A 16,931-nucleotide genomic window follows, 5' to 3' on the forward strand; every position below is an offset into this window, starting at 1 on the left:
TCCTTAGTGGGTGAAGTGCCGGGTGCCGGTCATGTACATGGTGACGCCGGCCTTGCGCGCCGCCTCGACGACCAGCTCGTCGCGGACCGAGCCGCCGGGCTGGACCACGGCCTTGACCCCGGCCTCGGCCAGGACCTCGAAGCCGTCGGGGAACGGGAAGTAGGCGTCGGAGGCGGCGACGGAGCCGTGCGCCTTGTCGCCGGCCCGCTGGACCGCCAGCTTGGCCGAGTCCACCCGGTTGACCTGGCCCATGCCGACGCCGACCGAGGCGCCGCCGGAGGCCAGCAGGATCGCGTTGGACTTCACCGAGCGGATCGCCCGCCAGGCGAAGACCAGGTCGGCGAAGGTCTGCTCGTCGGCCGGCTCGCCGCTGGCCAGCGTCCAGGTCGCCGGGTCGTCGCCCTCGGCCTGGTACAGGTCGCCGTCCTGCAGCAGCAGGCCGCCGCAGATCTGGCGGAACTCCAGCTTGCGGCGGTTGCGGGAGGCGGTCTTCAGGATGCGGATGTTCTTCTTGGTCTTCAGCGCCTCCAGCGCCTCCGGCTCGTAGTCCGGGGCGCAGATGACCTCGGTGAAGACCTCGTTGACCTGCAGCGCCATCGCGTGGGTGACGGTGCGGTTGGCGGCGATGATGCCGCCGAAGGCCGAGACCGGGTCGCACTCGTTGGCCAGCCGGTGGGCCTCGGCGATGTCGCCGGCCGCGCTGACCGCGATGCCGCAGGGGTTGGCGTGCTTGATGATCGCGACGCAGGCCTCGTCGAAGTCGTGGGCCGAGCGGATGGCCGCGTCGGTGTCCACGTAGTTGTTGTAGGACATCTCCTTGCCGTGCAGCTGCTCGGCGGTGGCCAGCGTGTCCTGCTCGCCGTCGTTGATGTAGAGCGCGGCGCCCTGGTGCGGGTTCTCGCCGTAGCGGAGCACGGCCTTGCGCTCGTAGGTGTTCGCGACGAAGTCGGGGAAGCGGGACTCGCCGTCGGGCGCGTAGGCCGCGGCGAACCAGCCGGCGACGGCGGCGTCGTACTCGGCGGTGTGCGCGAAGGCCTCGGCGGCCAGGCGCTTGCGCTGGGCGAAGGTGAAGCCGCCGCCGGCCACCGCGGTCAGCACGGCGCCGTAGTTGGCCGGGTTCACCACGACCGCGACGCTCGGGTGGTTCTTGGCCGCAGCGCGGACCATCGAGGGTCCGCCGATGTCGATCTGCTCGACGCACTCGTCGGGGGTGGCGCCGGAGGCCACGGTCTGGGTGAACGGGTAGAGGTTCACCACGACCAGGTCGAAGGGCTCGACGCCGAGCTCGTCGAGCTGCTTGCGGTGGTCCTCCAGGCGCAGGTCGGCCAGGATGCCGGCGTGCACCTTCGGGTGCAGGGTCTTGACCCGGCCGTCCAGGCACTCCGGGAAGCCGGTGAGCTCGGCGACCTCGGTCACCGGGATGTCCAGGGAGCGGATCAGGCGGGCGCTGTTGCCCGTGGAGACCAGCGCGACCCCGGCCGCGTGCAGGCCGCGGGCCAGGTCCTCCAGTCCGGTCTTGTCGTACACGCTGACCAGCGCGCGCTTGATCGGGCGGATGTCCTCAGTGGTGCTCACTGGAAATGACCTTTCGGTTGTCGATGGTCCAGCCGTTTCGGGCCAGCCGGCCCACGACGTCCACGAGCAGCGCCCGCTCCGCCGTCTTGATGCGCTCGTGCAGGCTCGCGACGTCGTCGTCGGCCTCGACCGGGACGGCGGCCTGCGCGATCACCGGGCCGTCGTCGACGCCGCCGGCGACGAAGAAGACGGTGCAGCCGGTGATCTTCACGCCGTAGGCCAGCGCGTCGGCGGGGCCGTGCATGCCGGGGAAGCTCGGCGAGAGCGCGGGATGGGTGTTGATGACGCGGCCGTCGAACGCGGCCAGGAAGTCGGTGCCGAGCAGCTTCATGAAGCCGGCCGAGACCACCAGGTCCGGCGCGTACTCGGCGACCTGGTCGCGCAGCGCGCGGTCCCAGTCCTCGCGGCTCGCGAAGTCCTTCACGCGGAGCGCGAACGTGGGAATGCCGGCCTGCTCGGCACGATCCAGACCCTGGATCCCGGTGCGGTCCGCGCCGACGGCCACGATGGTGGCGCCGAACGCGGGGTCGGCTTGCTGGGCGTCGATCAACGCCTGCAGATTCGTGCCCGAGCCGGAGACGAGGACCACGATCCTCGCCGGCGCGCCCGGGCGGTGGTGCACGAGCCCCGGAGGGCTCTTCGTTCCTTCGGGATGGACCACGACCGCGGCCTCCTCATAGGGGTGTTTGCTGTTGTCTTTCGGCCGGACCCGACCCACTTGGACGGGCGGGGTCGCCATAGGCAACGATAGTGGGCGGACGGTGTGTTGCCCGCCAGCCGGCCGAGGATGAACCGATCATGTCCACGATAACCCGGAGGACTTCCGTGACCGACGCCGAGCAACGGCCCACGCCGACGGAGAGCGGGCTCGGCGCAGGTGGCGTCGGGGCCGCTGAGCCGGATGGGCGGGGTGGGGCGGCTGCGACCGCGTCGGGGACTCCGGATTCGCAGCCGGGTGCGGGCTCGGCCGCCGTCCCGGGTCCGGCGCCGGAATCAGCCACGGCGCCCGCTTCCGCGCCGGCCGAGGACAACCCCTTCGCCCCGCCGCCGGAGGACGCCCGCGATCCGCAGCGTCCGGTGCCGCCCTCGCCGTGGGGCGCGCCGCCGCGCCAGCCGTACGGCCAGGTGCGTCCGGGTCCGGTGCAGCCGTGGGGCGCGGAGCGTCCGCGCGAGCCGGAGCAGCCGCACTCCCCGTGGGGCGACCCGAACCGGTACGGGCCGGTGAACCGGCGTCCGGACCCGCGCGAGGACCCCGACCGCCGCTACCGCGACCAGCGCGAGCAGCCGCAGCAGCAGCGTCCGCAGCGCGATCTGAAGACCCGCTGGGCTCTGGGACTCTCGCTGGGCTCGACGGCGTGCACGATGCTGGCGATCTACCAGGGGCTGGCGACGTTCCCGGCATGGATGGTCGGCTCGGCGGCGGGGCTGGCGTTCGCGGTGGCGGCGTTCGTGCTGTCCATCTCGGCCCAGCGCACCGCGGCGCTCAAGCACGAGCGCGCCTCCGAGGCGACCGCGAGCATGGTCTCGGCCTCGGTCTCCGGCGTGCTGGCCGGGCTGCTGCTGGTGGCCTCGATCGTCTGGTGGACGCCGTTCAAGGACTACGCCAAGTGCATGCAGGGCGCGAACACACAGGTCGCGGAGAAGCAGTGCCTGACCCAGTTGGAGAACACCACCGGGATGTCGACGTCGCGCTGAGGCCTTCCGGGATCTGCTGAGGCCTTCCGGGGTCTGAGGCAGCGCCCTACTGTGTGGATGACCAGCACACATCCACATTGACAGCAAAGGCTTCGCGACGTGTCCCAGGATCCCTGGCAGAACCCGAACGACCAACAACAGGGCGGCTACCCGACGCCGCCGCCGGCCTACCCGTCGTATCCCGGCGGGGCGTACGGCTACGGCGCGCCGGCGCCGGTGAGGCCGCCGATGCCGAACTCAGTCCGGATCGCCGTCAACCTGATGTTCGCCGGCCTGGCCATCGGCCTGATCAACATGGTCATCGGACTCACCCAGATCAGCTCCGTCAACGACCACCTGAAGTCCCTCGGGTACTCCGACACCACCATCAACAGCGACAAGGGCGTCTTCGTCGCCAGCGCCGTCGTCGGCGGGCTCATCGGGGCCGGCCTGTGGCTCTGGATGGCCCTGGCCACCCGCGGCGGCCACAACTACGCCCGGATCGTCTCCAGCGTCTTCTTCGGCATCGGCGTCCTGGGCAGCCTGAGCAACCTGGCCAGCGGCTGGATCCCGGTGATCGACAAGATCAGCTCGGTCGCCACCCTGCTGGTCGGCCTGCTGGCGATCATATTCGTCTGGAAGGGTGAATCCGGGCCCTACTTCCGCCCCGCGGCGCCGGGGCCGGAGTACGGCTACGGCGTCCAGTACCCGCCGCAGGGGCAGCCCCCTTACGGCCAGGGCTAGCGGCCGCGCGAGCACCCCGACGGCGGCGGTCACCCCCAGGAGGAGGAGGGTGGCCGCCGCCGTCCGCCATCCGGAGGGGCCCAGCGTGGCCATCCGGCCGTCGGCCAGCGGCCCGCCGGACAGCGTCGCCACGAGGCCCGCCAGCACCGCCACGCCCAGCGCGGCCGCGCACAGCGCCCGGACCCGGTCGGCCAGCACCCGGTGCCCGCCGCGGGCCACAACCAGTGCCAGCACTGCCCCGGCCGCCACCGGCAGCGCGAGGAAAGCCAGGCTGTAGGGATACAGGCCGCCGCCGTCGCGCGGCACGGCAGCGAGCATCGGGAAGACCGGCAGCGCCCCGACCTTCGCGCTCAGGACGCTGACACCGGTGCCGGTCCCGACCGCGAAACCGGGCCCGAGCACGAACGCCGCCGACCACGCGACCGCGTTCGGCAGCAGGGCGAGGCTGAGCAGGAACATGCCGCCGGCGTCCCCGATCCCGCGCGGCCAGCCGCTCTCCGGAAGGTGCGCGATCAGGGTCGCGACCAGCGCCGCCGCTCCCCCGGCGACGAGCACGGCGGTGGCGGCACCGGCCGCGCGCGCCGCCGTGCCGACCCACGCTGGCGCCTCGCAGAACCCGGCGATCCGCCGCCACCGCGCGGCGGTCGGCACCAGCGCGCCGAACAGCACCCCGAACAGCACGGCCTGCGCGGTGTCGGGCCGTACATCGCCGGTCTCGGCGGCGGCCGCGACGAGCGCGGCGATCAGGCAGTACCCGGTCGCGGCGCCGAACGCGGTGTAGGCGATCTGCACGGGCCGCGCGATCGGCGCGACGGTCGTGTGCCACAGCGCGAACACGACCAGCGCGGTGAACCCCAGCGGCGCCAGCGCGATCCGGCCGGCCGGCACGTCCAGGGCGGCGTGGTGGCCGAGCAGCCAGAGCTGGCCGCCGACCCGCAGCGGGCCGATGATGCCCGAGGTGTCCGGGGCCGAGACCAGCCAGACGGTGACGCACAGGGTGACGGCGGCCAGCCAGGTGGCCACGGCGGCCAGCACCGCGTGCGATCCGGCCCGCACGGCCAGGCGCAGGTCGCGGCCGTACGGCCCGTCCCACGCGACGGCGAGCGCCTGGCCCCAGTCGGCGGCGAGCTCGCGCAATGCCTCGGCCAGCGCCGGCGCGTCCGGCTCCCCCTCGGGCTCCTGCCGTGCCCTGGCGGCGGCGAGCTGCTCGGCGACCCAGCTGCGATCCGGTCCGGCGTCGACGGCGCTGCGGGGATCGGTCTCATCGCGCATGTCCCCCACTCTGGTCAGCGGATCCGCCGCCGCCGGGGCGGCGAGGCGCGCCTGGCCGGGGGCGTGGCGGGGATTCACCCCGGCGGCGTAACGCGGCGGGGCCTGACGCGGTCGCGGGCCGATAGGGCAAGCTCGACGGCGCGAGGAGACCGGCCTGGAGGTCCGCCCGCAGGATCTGGGCGAGGAGGTCTTGCAACTACGCGGAGTTCTTCTTCGACGGCCGGTTGCTGCGCCAGCACAATCACTGTTTCGTGTTGCGGACCGAGCCGTTCGAGGTGTCGACCGCCGGGTTCGACGCGGTGGAGCGGCACACGCACACCGATCACCGGTGGTGGAGCTGTGAAGCGCTCCGGGCGACGGAGGAGACGTTCTTCCCGGCGGAACTGCCTGACCTCTTGTCCGCCGGCTGATCCGGGAACGCGAAAGCCCCGGCCGCGCACGAAGCGCGGCCGGGGCCCTACCGCAGAATCCTTACAGGCCCTGCATGATCTCGCGCATCAGCTGGGCGGTGGCCGACGGCGTCTTGCCGACCTTCACACCGACCGCTTCCAGGGCCTCCTGCTTGGCCGCGGCGGTGCCGGCGGAGCCGGAGACGATGGCGCCGGCGTGGCCCATGGTCTTGCCCTCGGGGGCGGTGAAGCCCGCGACGTAGCCCACCACCGGCTTGGTGATGTGCTCCTTGATGTAGGCCGCCGCGCGCTCCTCGGCGTCGCCGCCGATCTCGCCGATCATCACGATCGCCGCGGTGTCCGGGTCGTCCTGGAACGCCTGCAGGCAGTCGATGTGCGTGGTGCCGATGACCGGGTCGCCGCCGATGCCCACGGCGGTGGAGAAGCCGAAGTCCCGCAGCTCGTACATCATCTGGTAGGTCAGCGTGCCCGACTTGGAGACCAGGCCGATCTTGCCGGCCTTGGTGATGGTGGCCGGGATGATGCCGGCGTTGGAGGCGCCGGGGGTGATCAGGCCGGGGCAGTTCGGGCCGATGATGCGGGTCTTGGTGCCCTTGGCGCCCGCGGCGGAGTCGCTTTTGGCTTGAGCGTAGGCCCAGGCCTCGGCGGTGTCGTGGACCGGCACGCCCTCGGTGATGACCACCAGCAGCGGGATCTCGGCGTCGATCGCCTCGATCATCGCGGCCTTGGTGAACGCCGGCGGGACGAAGACCACGGACACGTCCGCGCCGGTCTTCTCCATGGCATCGGCGACGGTGCCGAAGACCGGCACGTCCACGCCGTCCACGTCCACGCTGGTGCCGGCCTTGCGCGGGTTCACGCCGCCGACGATCTTGGTGCCCGAGGCCAGCATGCGCTTGGTGTGCTTCATGCCCTCGGAGCCGGTCATGCCCTGGACGATGACCTTGGAGTTCTCAGTGAGGAAGATAGCCATTTCGTTTTCTCAAACCCCTCAGCGCGCGTTCGCCAGCTCGGCCGCGCGGTCCGCGGCGCCGTCCATGGTGTCGACCTGCTCCACGCCCGGCAGCTTGGCGTCCACCAGGATCTGGCGGCCCAGCTCGGCGTTGTTGCCGTCCAGGCGGACGACCAGCGGCTTGGAGCCGGCCTCGGCGCCCAGCAGCTTGAAGGCCTCGACGATGCCGTTGGCGACCGCGTCGCACGCGGTGATGCCGCCGAAGACGTTGACGAACACCGACTTCACGGCCGGGTCGTTCAGGATGATGTCCAGGCCGTTGGCCATGACCTCGGCCGAGGCGCCGCCGCCGATGTCCAGGAAGTTCGCCGGCTTCACGCCGCCGTGCTTCTCGCCGGCGTAGGCGACCACGTCCAGGGTGGACATGACCAGGCCCGCGCCGTTGCCGATGATCCCGACCTCGCCGTCGAGCTTGACGTAGTTCAGGTGCTTGGCCTTGGCCTTGGCCTCCAGCGGGTCGGCCGAGGCGGCGTCCTCCAGGGCGGCGTGGTCCTCGTGGCGGAAGGCGGCGTTGTCGTCCAGCGACACCTTGCCGTCCAGCGCCACGATCTTCCCGTCCGTGGTCTTCACCAGCGGGTTGACCTCGACCAGGGTGGCGTCCTCCTTGACGAAGACGTCCCACAGCGTCACCAGCGTGGCGGCGACCTGGTCGGCCACGTGGTGCGGGAAGTTGGCGGCCTTGACGATCTCGTCGGCCTTCTCCTGCGACAGGCCCTGGTGGTAGGCCGCGGCGTCGACCGGGACCTTGGCCAGCGCCTCGGGCTTGGAGACCGCGATCTCCTCGATCTCCATACCGCCCTCGACGCTGGCCATCGCCAGGAAGGTGCGGTTGGACCGGTCCAGCAGGAACGAGACGTAGTACTCCGCCTCGATCTGCGCGGTCTGGGCCAGCATGACCTTGTGGACCGTGTGGCCCTTGATGTCCATGCCCAGGATCGCGGCGGCCTTCTCCTTGGCGTCGGCCGGACCGTCGGCCAGCTTCACCCCGCCGGCCTTGCCGCGGCCGCCGACCTTCACCTGGGCCTTGACGACCACCCGGCCGCCCAGCTTCTCGGCAGCGGCTTCCGCCTGCTCCGGGGTCTCGGCCACTTCGCCGCCCAGCACCGGCACACCGTGCTTGGCGAAAATGTCCCTCGCCTGGTACTCGAAAAGATCCACGCGTCCGTCCCTCAAAGGAAGATTCCGGTACGGCTACCGCTACAAGATGCGCGGATGCCGTCCACCTCATCGCAGGGTAGTCCGGTGCGCAGCCAGATCACGAACCGGGAGGCGAAGAGCAGGGGTGTGAAATCGGGCACATGAGGGAGCCGCCCGGCGAGCGCAACCGGTCCCGCCATGCGAGACGGGACCGGTGCGATTGCGCGGGATACGTGCGGGATACGCGCGGTTCGCTAGGCGTTCCGGTCGCATTCTTGCGCGCGCAAGGCCCGGGCCGCGTCGTCGCGCGCCTCGAGCACCAGCCGCCGCAGCGCCGGCGCCTTCGCGGCGTCGGAGGCCAGCCAGGCGTCGGTGCGGGCGAGCAGCGCCGGCGAGGTCAGCGGCCACGGGTAGCCGCCGCTGACGATCCGCTCGGCGTTCTGGATGCTGCGCTCGGCCCAGATCGCGGCCAGGGCCTGGAAGTACGGCTCGACGTGGGGCTCGGCCAGCTTGTCCGCCCCGACCTGGTAGAACTCGGCGAACACGGCGCCGATCAGGTCGTTGGGCTGATCGGGGGTCTGCACGACCAGCCGCCATGCTTCCGCCTTGGCCTCGGCCAGCGGCCGCGCCGCGCGGGCGGCGGCCCGGTGCCGGCGGCCGTCCGCGGTGTCGTCGGCGGCGGCCTCGCGCTCGGCCAGCACCCCGTCGTCGTCCAGGCCCCCGGCGGCCAGCGTCTCGATGATCGCCCAGCGCAGGTCCTGGTCCACGGTGAGTCCGTCGAAGGACGACTCGCCGGACAGCAGGGCCTTGAGCTTGGCGAAATCCGAGTCCTGACTCGCCGAGCGCACCGCGGCGTAGCCGAAGGCCACCTGGTGGTCGCTGCCCGCCGGCGCGGCCGCCAGCAGCTCCCACAGGCGCGCGGAGAGCACGGCGTCGGCGGCCGGGCGGTGCGCCGGGTCGAGGTACTCCCCGCGCACCAGCCGCAGCTGGCGCAGCAGGTTCTGCACCACGCTGATGTCGGTCTCGGCCTCGATGTTGCGCAGCACGACGGCGATGAAGCGGCGGCCGGGCAGCACCGCGTCCCGGGTCATGTGCCACACGCCGGACCAGGCCAGCGCGCGGGCCATGGGGTCCGGCAGGGCCGCCAGGGCGCCGCGCTCGAAGGCGTCCAGCTCGGCCGGGGTGAAGCGGATCTTGGCGTACGTCAGGTCCAGGTCGTTGAGCAGCACCAGGCCCGGCCGCGGCTTGCCGACCAGCTGCGGCAGCTCGGTGCGCGGCCCGTCGACGTCCAGCTCGATCCGCTCCACCAGCTCCACCGCGCCGGTGGCGGCGTTCGGGGAGTAGCAGCCCACGGCGATGCGGTGCGGCCGCAGGGTCGGGAACTCCGGGACGGCGCTCTGCGCGATGCCCGCGGCGGTGACCACGCCGTTCGCGTCGGTCTCCAGCTCGGCGGTCAGGGTGTTGACGCCGGCGGTCTCCAGCCAGGCCTTGGACCAGGCCTTCAGGTCGCGCCCGGAGGTCTCCTCCAGCGCGGCCAGCAGGTCGTCCAGGGTGGTGTTGCCGAAGGCGTGGGCCTTGAAGTAGCGGCGCGAGCCCTCCAGGAACGCCTCCTCGCCGACGTAGGCGGCCAGCTGCTTGAGCACCGAGGCGCCCTTGGCGTAGGTGATGCCGTCGAAGTTGAGGCGGGCGTCCTCCAGGTCCCGGATGTCGGCGACGATCGGGTGCGTGGTGGGCAGCTGGTCCTGGCGGTAGGCCCAGGCCTTGCGGCCGTTGGCGAAGGAGACCCAGGCGTCCTCCCAGCGGGTTGCGTGGGTCAGGGCGTAGGCGCCCATGAAGTCCGCGAAGGACTCCTTGAGCCACAGGTCGTCCCACCACTTCATGGTGACCAGGTCGCCGAACCACATGTGCGCCATCTCGTGCATGATCGTGTTGGCGCGGCCCTGGTAGGAGGCGTCGGTGGTCTTGGAGCGGAAGACCATGCGCTCGTTGAAGGTGACCAGGCCCGGGTTCTCCATGGCGCCGAGGTTGTATTCGGGCACGAAGGCGGAGTCGTACTTCCCGAAGGGGTACGGGTAGTCGAAGATCCGGTGGTAGAAGTCCAGGCCGGCCTTGGTGACCTCGAGGATCGCGGCGGCGTCGAAGTAGGGCGCCAGGGACTTGCGGACCATCGCGCTGACCGGGATCAGCAGGTCGGAGCCGTCGGCCAGGCGCACCGTGTGCTCGTCCTCGACGACGTGGTAGTCGCCGGCCACCACCGCGGTGATGTAGGTGGAGATCGGCTCGGTGGCGTTGAAGCGCCAGGTGTTGGCGCCGTCCGGGCCCTGGGTCAGCTCCTCCAGGGTCTCGTTGGACCACACCCGCCACTGCGCCGGCGCGGTCACGGTGAACTGGAAGCGGGCCTTGAGGTCCGGCTGCTCGAAGTTGGCGAACAGGCGCCGGGAGTCGGCGGGCTCGAACTGGGTGTAGAGGTACACCTCGCCGTCCACCGGGTCGACGAAGCGGTGCAGGCCCTCGCCGGTGCGGCTGTAGGCGGCGTCGGCGTCGATGACCACGACGTTCTCGGCCCGCAGACCGCTCAGGTGCACGCGCGCGCCGTCGAACACCTCGGCGGGGTCCAGCGCCTCGCCGTTCAGCGTCACACTGCGCACGGCCGGCGCCAGCAGGTCGACGAAGGTGGCGGCGCCGGGCTCGGAGCAGCCGAAGGTGATGGTGCTCTTCGAGCCGAACGTGCTGTCCCCGCGCGTCAGATCCAGCTCGACGGCGTAGTGCTCGGCCGTCAACAGCCGGGCACGCTCCGCCGCCTCGTCGCGGGTCAGATTGCCGCCAGTCATCGGTTAACTCCTGTCGCGCGGTAAGGGCCGTCCACGGCGACGGCCTCCTTCGACGATCCTATGAGCGCCAGGAAGCCGACGGCAGCGCCGCACGCCGCGGCGACGGCGGCATCCCGGTAGATCAGCAGTCCGTCGGTCCCGCGGGCGACCCAGGCCAGGGCCGCGATGGATGCGGCGAAGGCGATTGCGAGACACAGGATCGGTTGTCGCCTGAGGCCGCCGACCCGGGCGATGACGGCGGCGGACAGGACGAGGATCACAGCTTCGAGGAAATGCGGCACCGAATGCGCTTCGATGCTGAAGAACAGGAGGGTCATGCAGCTGCGCCGGACACCGAGGAGGAAACCGAGCGCCAGCGCGGTCGCGGCCAACAGGATGGCGGTCGCGGTGCTTGAGGCGGGGATGCCGGCGAAACCCAGGACTGTGCCCGCGATCGGGCCGGCGAGCACGATGTTCAGGAGGGGGTTGTTGGGCAGCCGGTCCACGCCGACTGGCTGGTGCCACCACGGGGTGCGGCGCGGAAGGGGGCCGACGGTCCAGCCGGGCGGTAGGGAGATCGGCGGTGCCGTGGCCAGGGTCGGCAGGTCGGCTTCGGCGGGAGAGGATGGAAGCCAGGGGTCCAGGGCCGGCATGATCCCCGCGACCTTGCCGAAGAGCAGATCACGCAGTGGCTGGACCGCGTGGTGGTCGCGCCCGACCTGGATCAGCGTGTCCAGCTCATCGGGCCGCACCGCCCACAGTGCGATCAAGTCCCGGGGCGTCGGCCGTGCGGCAGGCTCCTTGGCCAAGCAGCCCAGCACCAGCCCGCGGAATTCCTCGGGCACCTCCGCCACCTGCGGCTCGCCGAACCTGGTGCGGTAGGCGACCGCCTCGGCCGGTCCGGTGCCGAAGGGGCCGTGTTTCTGCGCAGCGTAGGCCAGGACCGTGCCGAGGGCGAACACGTCCGAGGCGGTCGTGGCGCCGTGGCCGGCGATCTGTTCCGGCGCCATGTAGCCGGGCGAGCCGTGGACCGTGCCGGCGCGGGTCAGGATGCTGTCGGTGTCGCGGTGGGCCAGGCCGAAGTCGATGAGTCCGGGGCCGTCGGGCGCCAGCAGGATGTTGTCCGGCTTCACGTCGCGGTGGACCAGGCCGGCGGCTTCCAGCGCCGCCAGGGCTTCGGCGAGGGCGGCGGCCAGGGCGCGCAGGGCCGGTGCGGGCAGGGGGCCGGAGCGGCGGACCACCTCGCCGAGGGTCGGGCCGTCGATGAACTCCGCCGCGTACCAGGGCTGCGGTGCGTCGGGGTCGGCGGCGAGGACCGCGGCCGTGAAGCGGCCGCGGATCGCGGTCGCGGCGCGGACCTCGCGGGCGAAGCGGCGGCGGTAGTCCTGGTCGGCGGCGATCGCGGGGTGGATCAGTTTCACCGCGGCCAGGCGGCCGTCCGGGTCGCGGGCAAGGCACACCAGGCCCATACCGCCGGCGCCGAGACGGCCCAGGAAGCGGTACGGGCCCACGCCGCGCGGATCGCCCGCGCGCAGGCGCTTCACGCTCACGGCCGGCCGCCGCCTCGACGGCGATGGCCGGCCATCGCTTTACTGTTCCCCCGCATAGCGCACACCGTATAAGCAGCCTGCTTCGGCGTCACCAGCGAGAGCTCCCTGCTCTACTGCTCCATGAACTTGCCCAGATCCTGCCGCTGGATCGCCGCCGCCATCAGGTCGCCGAACTTGTCCGGGGTGCAGGCGAAGGCCGGCACTCCCATCGCCGCCAGCGCCGAGGCGTTCTCCCGGTCGTAGGACGGCGCGCCCTCGTCGGACAGTGCCAGCAGCACGATCACCTGCGTGCCGGCCGCCGTCATCTCCGCGACCCGGCGCAGCATCTCGCGGCGGACCCCGCCTTCGTAGAGGTCGGAGATCAGGATGAAGATGGACTCCGTCGGGCGGGAGATCAGCGACTGGCTGTAGGCGATCGCGCGGTTGATGTCGGTGCCGCCGCCGAGTTGCGTGCCGAACAGCACATCCACCGGGTCCGACAGCTGCGGCGTCAGGTCGACCACCGCGGTGTCGAAGACCACCAGCGAGGTCTTCAGCGACTTCAGGGACGCCAGCACCGCGCCGAACACCGACGCGTACACCACCGAGGCGTACATCGAGCCCGACTGGTCGATGGCCAGCACCACGTCGCGCTTCACCGCGCGTTCCTTGCGCGCGTAGCCGACCAGCCGCTCGGGCACCACGGTGCGGTACTCCGGCAGGTAGTTCTTCAGGTTCACCTGGATCGTGCGGCCCCAGTCGATGTCGCTGTGCCGGGGGCGGCTGGTGCGCGTGCTCTTGTCCAGCGCGCCGCTGACCGTGGCGCGCAGTTTGGCCCCGAGCCGCCGCTCCAGGTCCTCGACCAGCTTGCGCACCACCTGGCGCGCGGTCTCCTTGGTCTCGGCGGGCATCAGGTGGTTCAGCGACAGCAGGGTGCCGACCAGGTGCACGTCCGGCTCGACCGACTCCATCATCTCCGGCTCCAGCAGCAGCTGGCGCAAGTTGAGGCGGTCGATGGCGTCGCGCTGCATGATCTGCACGACGGTCTGCGGGAAGTAGGCGCGGATGTCGCCGAGCCAGCGGGCGACCTGCGGTGAGGACGCCCCGAGGCCGGCGCTGCGCTGCGCCTGCTGCCCGCCGCGGCCCCGGCCGCGCGTGGTGACGGCGCCGCCGCCGGTCTCATAGCCGCCCTTGTTGTACAGAGCCGCCAGCGCCTTGTCCATCTCCAGGTCCACGCCGGTCAGCTTGCAGCCGGTGCCGTCGTCGTCCCCGCCCAGGACCAGGCGCCAGCGGCGCATGCGCTCCTCGTCGGCGGCGGCGAGCGTGTCAGACATCTGCGTCCTCCTTGATCCCGAGCAGCATCCGCACCACCGGCAGCGCGCGCCCGGCGCGGTCCCGGTCGAAGCCCGGGGGTTCGGCCCCGGCCGCGACGCCGGCCACCGGCGCGGCGCCGACGGTCCGGGCCAGCTCGCCGATCTTGCGGCGTTCGGGGCCCTCGAAGTTGGCGAACGTGCGGCGCAGCAGCGGCAGCACGTCGGTGAAGGTGTCCGCGGGGATCCCGGCGATCCACCGGTCCAGCAGGCCCAGCAGCACCGGGTCGTGGATCAGCAGCATCGCCCCGCCGGAGAGCACGCCGTCCAGCCAGGCCGCGGCCTCGGCCGGGGGCACACCCGGGGTCAGCGCCAGGCCCATGCGGCGGCTCAGTTCGTCGCCGTCGATCCGGGAGGCGTCGTAGAGCAGCCGCACGGCGCGGCCGGCGAGCAGTCCGGTCATGCCCTCGCGGTCGGCGACCAGGGCCATGGCCCGGTACCACTCCTCGCTGGCGGCGGGGTCGTCGAGCAGCCCGACGGCCTGGTGCGTGTTGTCCATGCGGGCCCGCATCCGCTGCGCGCCGTCCTGGTCCAGGCCCGAGCAGGCCTGTGGGAAGCCGAGCGCTATGCGGACCACCAGGGTGTCGGCGACCTTGCGCAGCGCCGCGGTGTCGGTGCCGCGCACGTCGGTGTAGCGCAGGGTCCTGGCCAGCGCGGGCAGGGCGTCGGCCAGGTGCGCGACGTCGGTGTCCACGGCCGCGCGGTCGGCCAGCAGGGTCATGATCGGGTCCAGGGCGGCCGGCAGGTCGGCGAGCAGGCAGGCCTCGACGACGTCGGTGATCCCGGCCAGCTGCTCGGCGTTCGTCGCCAGGTCCGCGGCCTTCGCCGAGGCCGCGGTGACCACCGTGGTGCCCCAGATCGCGGCCTCGACCAGCTTCACCGCGAACTCCGGCTGCCAGTCCAGCGCCCAGGTCTCCCAGAAGGTGCCGCTGCCCTGGGACCGGCCCAGGGTGCCCCAGCCGATGCCCAGCAGGTTCAGCCGGTGCAGCAGCCGGGACTTCTCGCCGTCGTTGGGCTTGCGCAGGTCCAGCTTGGCCTCGGTCTGGCCGGGCTTGGGCTGGAAGCGCAGCCGCTTCTGCTCCCGGGCCAGGTCCGCGGCCAGCGGCACGACCGGCACGTCCGGCGGCACCTCGCCGAGGTCCTCGCCGATCACCAGCTTGTCCCGGACCAGCGCCATCTGTGTGTCGTAGCCGCCGCACAGCACGGACTGCACGGCCTCGGTGACCTCGGTCAGCCCGGCCAGGGTGCGGCCGCGCAGCGTGGCCAGGGTCTCGGCCAGGCGCGTGGCCTCGATCAGGTGCGCGGAGGAGACCGGCAGGTCCTCGGCGCGGAAGAGCTCGGCGACGCGGGCGAGCCAGCGTTCGACGACCAGGTCCGGCGCCGTGAACAAGTGGTGGTACCAGCCCGGCGACTCGATGCCGGCGCCGTAGCCGGAGCGGAAGGACAGGCGGCCGTGCGTCCAGGGAACCCAGGTCGCGGTGGTCTTCGCCTTCTTCGGCAGCTCCTTGAGGATCTTGGCGTCCGGGGCGGCCGGGCCGATCGCGGTCAGGGCCGGGACGTGGAAGGCGCCGCAGACCACCGCGATGCGCTCACGGCCCGCCTTGATCTCCTCGCGGATGCACTGGCGCATGTACGCCTCGCGCTGCTCGTCCTCGGGCCGGGCCTGGTCGCGGACGACGGTCATGGCGTCGGCGATCGCGGCGAAGGAATCGAGGGCTGAGAAGGTGCCGTCGGCGCGCTGCTCGACGACGTCCTCCCACCAGCGTTCGGGGTCGTCGTAGCCGGCGGCGGTGGCCAGGGCCGCGATGGGGTCGGTGCGGATATGTTCACGCTTGTGGTCGCCGACATCATCCGCGTCTGGCTCGTGCTGGGCGTCACCGTCGTCTTGCCGCTCGTCGTATTTTTCGGCGGGCTGTACCTCTACGTCCGTCCCGAGCTCCGCGAATCGGTGGCCCGAAGGAAGGTCGATGAAGCGGACCGGGATGTCGTCCGCGACGCCGCGCCGGATCGCGACCCACTCCGGGCTGAACTCGGCGAAGGGCCAGAACCCGGCCCGTGAGGGATCGGCGTCGGCGTACACCAGCAGCGCGACCGGCGGGCGCATCGCGGGATGCGCGGCGAGCGGGATCAGCGCGTCGGCCTCGGGCGGACCCTCGATGAGGATCGCGTCCGGCTTCAGCTCCTCCAGCGCCGCCGCGACCGCCCTCGCCGAGCCGGGTCCGTGGTGGCGGATCCCCAGCAGGGTGACGGTCATCAGGCGCTGACCTCGCGGCAGCTGCGGTAGAAGTCGGTCCAGCCGTCGCGGCCGCGGGCGACGGTCTCCAGGTACTCCTGCCACACCAGCTTGTCGGTGGAGGAGTCCTTCACGACCGCGCCGAGGATGCCGGCGGCCACGTCGGCGGGGCGCAGCGTGCCGTCGCCGAAGTGCGCGGCCAGCGCGATGCCGCCGGCCACCACCGAGATCGCCTCGGCCGGGGACAGGGTGCCCGAGGGGGTCTTCAGCTTGGTCTTGCCGTCCTCGGTCAGGCCGGCGCGCAGCTCGCGGAAGACCGTGACCACGCGGCGGATCTCCTCGTGCGCGGCCGGGACCTCGGGCAGCTCCAGCGCCTTGCCGAGGGACTTCACCCGCTGGGAGACGATCTCGATCTCCTCCTCGGCGGTCGCCGGCAGCGGCAGGACCACGGTGTTGAACCGGCGGCGCAGCGCCGAGGACAGGTCGTTGACGCCCTTGTCGCGGTCGTTCGCGGTGGCGATGACGCTGAAGCCCTTCTCCGCCTGCGTCTCCTGGCCGAGCTCCGGGATCGGCAGCGTCTTCTCCGACAGGATGGTGATCAGCGTGTCCTGCACGTCGGCCGGTATGCGGGTGAGCTCCTCGATGCGGGCGATCGCGCCGGTGGACATGGCGCGCATCAGGGGGCTGGGGACCAGCGCGTCGCGCGAGGGGCCGTGGGCCAGCAGCTGCGCGTAGTTCCAGCCGTAGCGCATCGCCTCCTCCGGCGTGCCGGCCGTGCCCTGCACCAGCAGCGTCGAGTCGCCGGAGATGGCCGCGGCCAGGTGCTCGGAGACCCAGGTCTTCGCGGTGCCGGGGACGCCGACCAGCAGCAGCGCGCGGTCGGTGGCCAGGGTGGCGATGGCGATCTCGACGATGCGGCGCGGGCCGATGTACTTGGCCGTGATGACGGTGCCGTCCTGCAGCGTGCCGCCCAGCAGATAGGTCGCGACCGCCCACGGCGAGAGCTTCCAGCGCGGCGGCTTCGGACGGCCGGAGTCGGCGTCGGCATTGCGCAGGGCTTCCAGTTCCCCGGCGAAGGCGTGCTCGGCGTGCTGGCGAAGGACGGTGACTTCAGTGGCAGTCATGGCGAAGGCAACTTTCGGTTTTCGGCAAGGTGGCACCCACT

Annotated in this window: 11 protein-coding genes; 1 reads left to right on the top strand and 10 read right to left on the bottom strand. The window is 72.0% G+C overall.

The features are described 5' to 3' along the window. Window positions 1–3: 3 nt before the first annotated feature. Window positions 4–1,575 (bottom strand): bifunctional phosphoribosylaminoimidazolecarboxamide formyltransferase/IMP cyclohydrolase, encoded by a 1,572-nt coding sequence (gene purH, locus ABH926_RS01975; protein WP_370363482.1) that lies wholly within the window; start codon window positions 1,573–1,575, stop codon window positions 4–6. Then, window positions 1,562–2,314 carry a phosphoribosylglycinamide formyltransferase gene (gene purN / locus ABH926_RS01980; protein WP_370363483.1) on the bottom strand — a complete coding sequence of 251 codons (753 nt, stop codon included), beginning with the start codon at window positions 2,312–2,314 and terminating at the stop codon, window positions 1,562–1,564. The genes purH and purN overlap by 14 nt, the downstream gene beginning before the upstream one ends. Window positions 2,315–2,373: 59 nt before the next feature. Between purN and ABH926_RS01985 the strand changes: the two genes are divergently transcribed. Beyond that, a complete protein-coding gene (locus ABH926_RS01985; RefSeq protein ID WP_370363484.1) occupies window positions 2,374–3,270 on the top strand; it encodes a hypothetical protein in 897 nt (298 codons plus the stop codon). 237 nt (window positions 3,271–3,507) lie between these two features. Here ABH926_RS01985 and ABH926_RS01990 read toward each other — a convergent pair whose 3' ends face one another. From ABH926_RS01990 to ABH926_RS02025, 8 genes are all read right to left on the bottom strand, one after another. Continuing rightward, window positions 3,508–5,265 carry a DUF6350 family protein gene (locus ABH926_RS01990; RefSeq protein ID WP_370363485.1) on the bottom strand — a complete coding sequence of 586 codons (1,758 nt, stop codon included), beginning with the start codon at window positions 5,263–5,265 and terminating at the stop codon, window positions 3,508–3,510. Window positions 5,266–5,736: 471 nt separating this feature from the next. Then, window positions 5,737–6,648, bottom strand: a complete 912-nt coding sequence (sucD, locus tag ABH926_RS01995) for a succinate--CoA ligase subunit alpha (RefSeq protein ID WP_370363486.1) — start codon at window positions 6,646–6,648, stop codon at window positions 5,737–5,739. 18 nt (window positions 6,649–6,666) lie between these two features. Then, entirely contained in the window at window positions 6,667–7,860 is a 1,194-nt protein-coding gene (gene sucC, locus ABH926_RS02000; protein WP_370363487.1) for an ADP-forming succinate--CoA ligase subunit beta, read from the bottom strand. 218 nt (window positions 7,861–8,078) lie between these two features. Continuing rightward, on the bottom strand, window positions 8,079–10,655 hold the full coding sequence (pepN, locus tag ABH926_RS02005; protein ID WP_370363488.1) for an aminopeptidase N: 2,577 nt from the start codon (window positions 10,653–10,655) through the stop codon (window positions 8,079–8,081). Next, window positions 10,652–12,184: a serine/threonine-protein kinase gene (locus tag ABH926_RS02010; RefSeq protein WP_370363489.1), complete on the bottom strand. Its 1,533-nt coding sequence runs from the start codon at window positions 12,182–12,184 to the stop codon at window positions 10,652–10,654. The genes pepN and ABH926_RS02010 overlap by 4 nt, the downstream gene beginning before the upstream one ends. Window positions 12,185–12,294: 110 nt before the next feature. Continuing rightward, window positions 12,295–13,497, bottom strand: a complete 1,203-nt coding sequence (locus ABH926_RS02015) for a VWA domain-containing protein (RefSeq protein WP_370363490.1) — start codon at window positions 13,495–13,497, stop codon at window positions 12,295–12,297. Then, entirely contained in the window at window positions 13,490–15,787 is a 2,298-nt protein-coding gene (locus tag ABH926_RS02020; RefSeq protein WP_370363491.1) for a DUF5682 family protein, read from the bottom strand. Before ABH926_RS02020 ends, ABH926_RS02015 begins: the two co-directional genes overlap by 8 nt. Further along, entirely contained in the window at window positions 15,787–16,890 is a 1,104-nt protein-coding gene (locus tag ABH926_RS02025) for an AAA family ATPase (RefSeq protein ID WP_370363492.1), read from the bottom strand. The genes ABH926_RS02020 and ABH926_RS02025 overlap by 1 nt, the downstream gene beginning before the upstream one ends. Between the last annotated feature and the right edge of the window lie 41 nt (window positions 16,891–16,931).

It is taken from the genome of Catenulispora sp. GP43 (assembly GCF_041260665.1).
Taxonomy (GTDB): domain Bacteria; phylum Actinomycetota; class Actinomycetes; order Streptomycetales; family Catenulisporaceae; genus Catenulispora.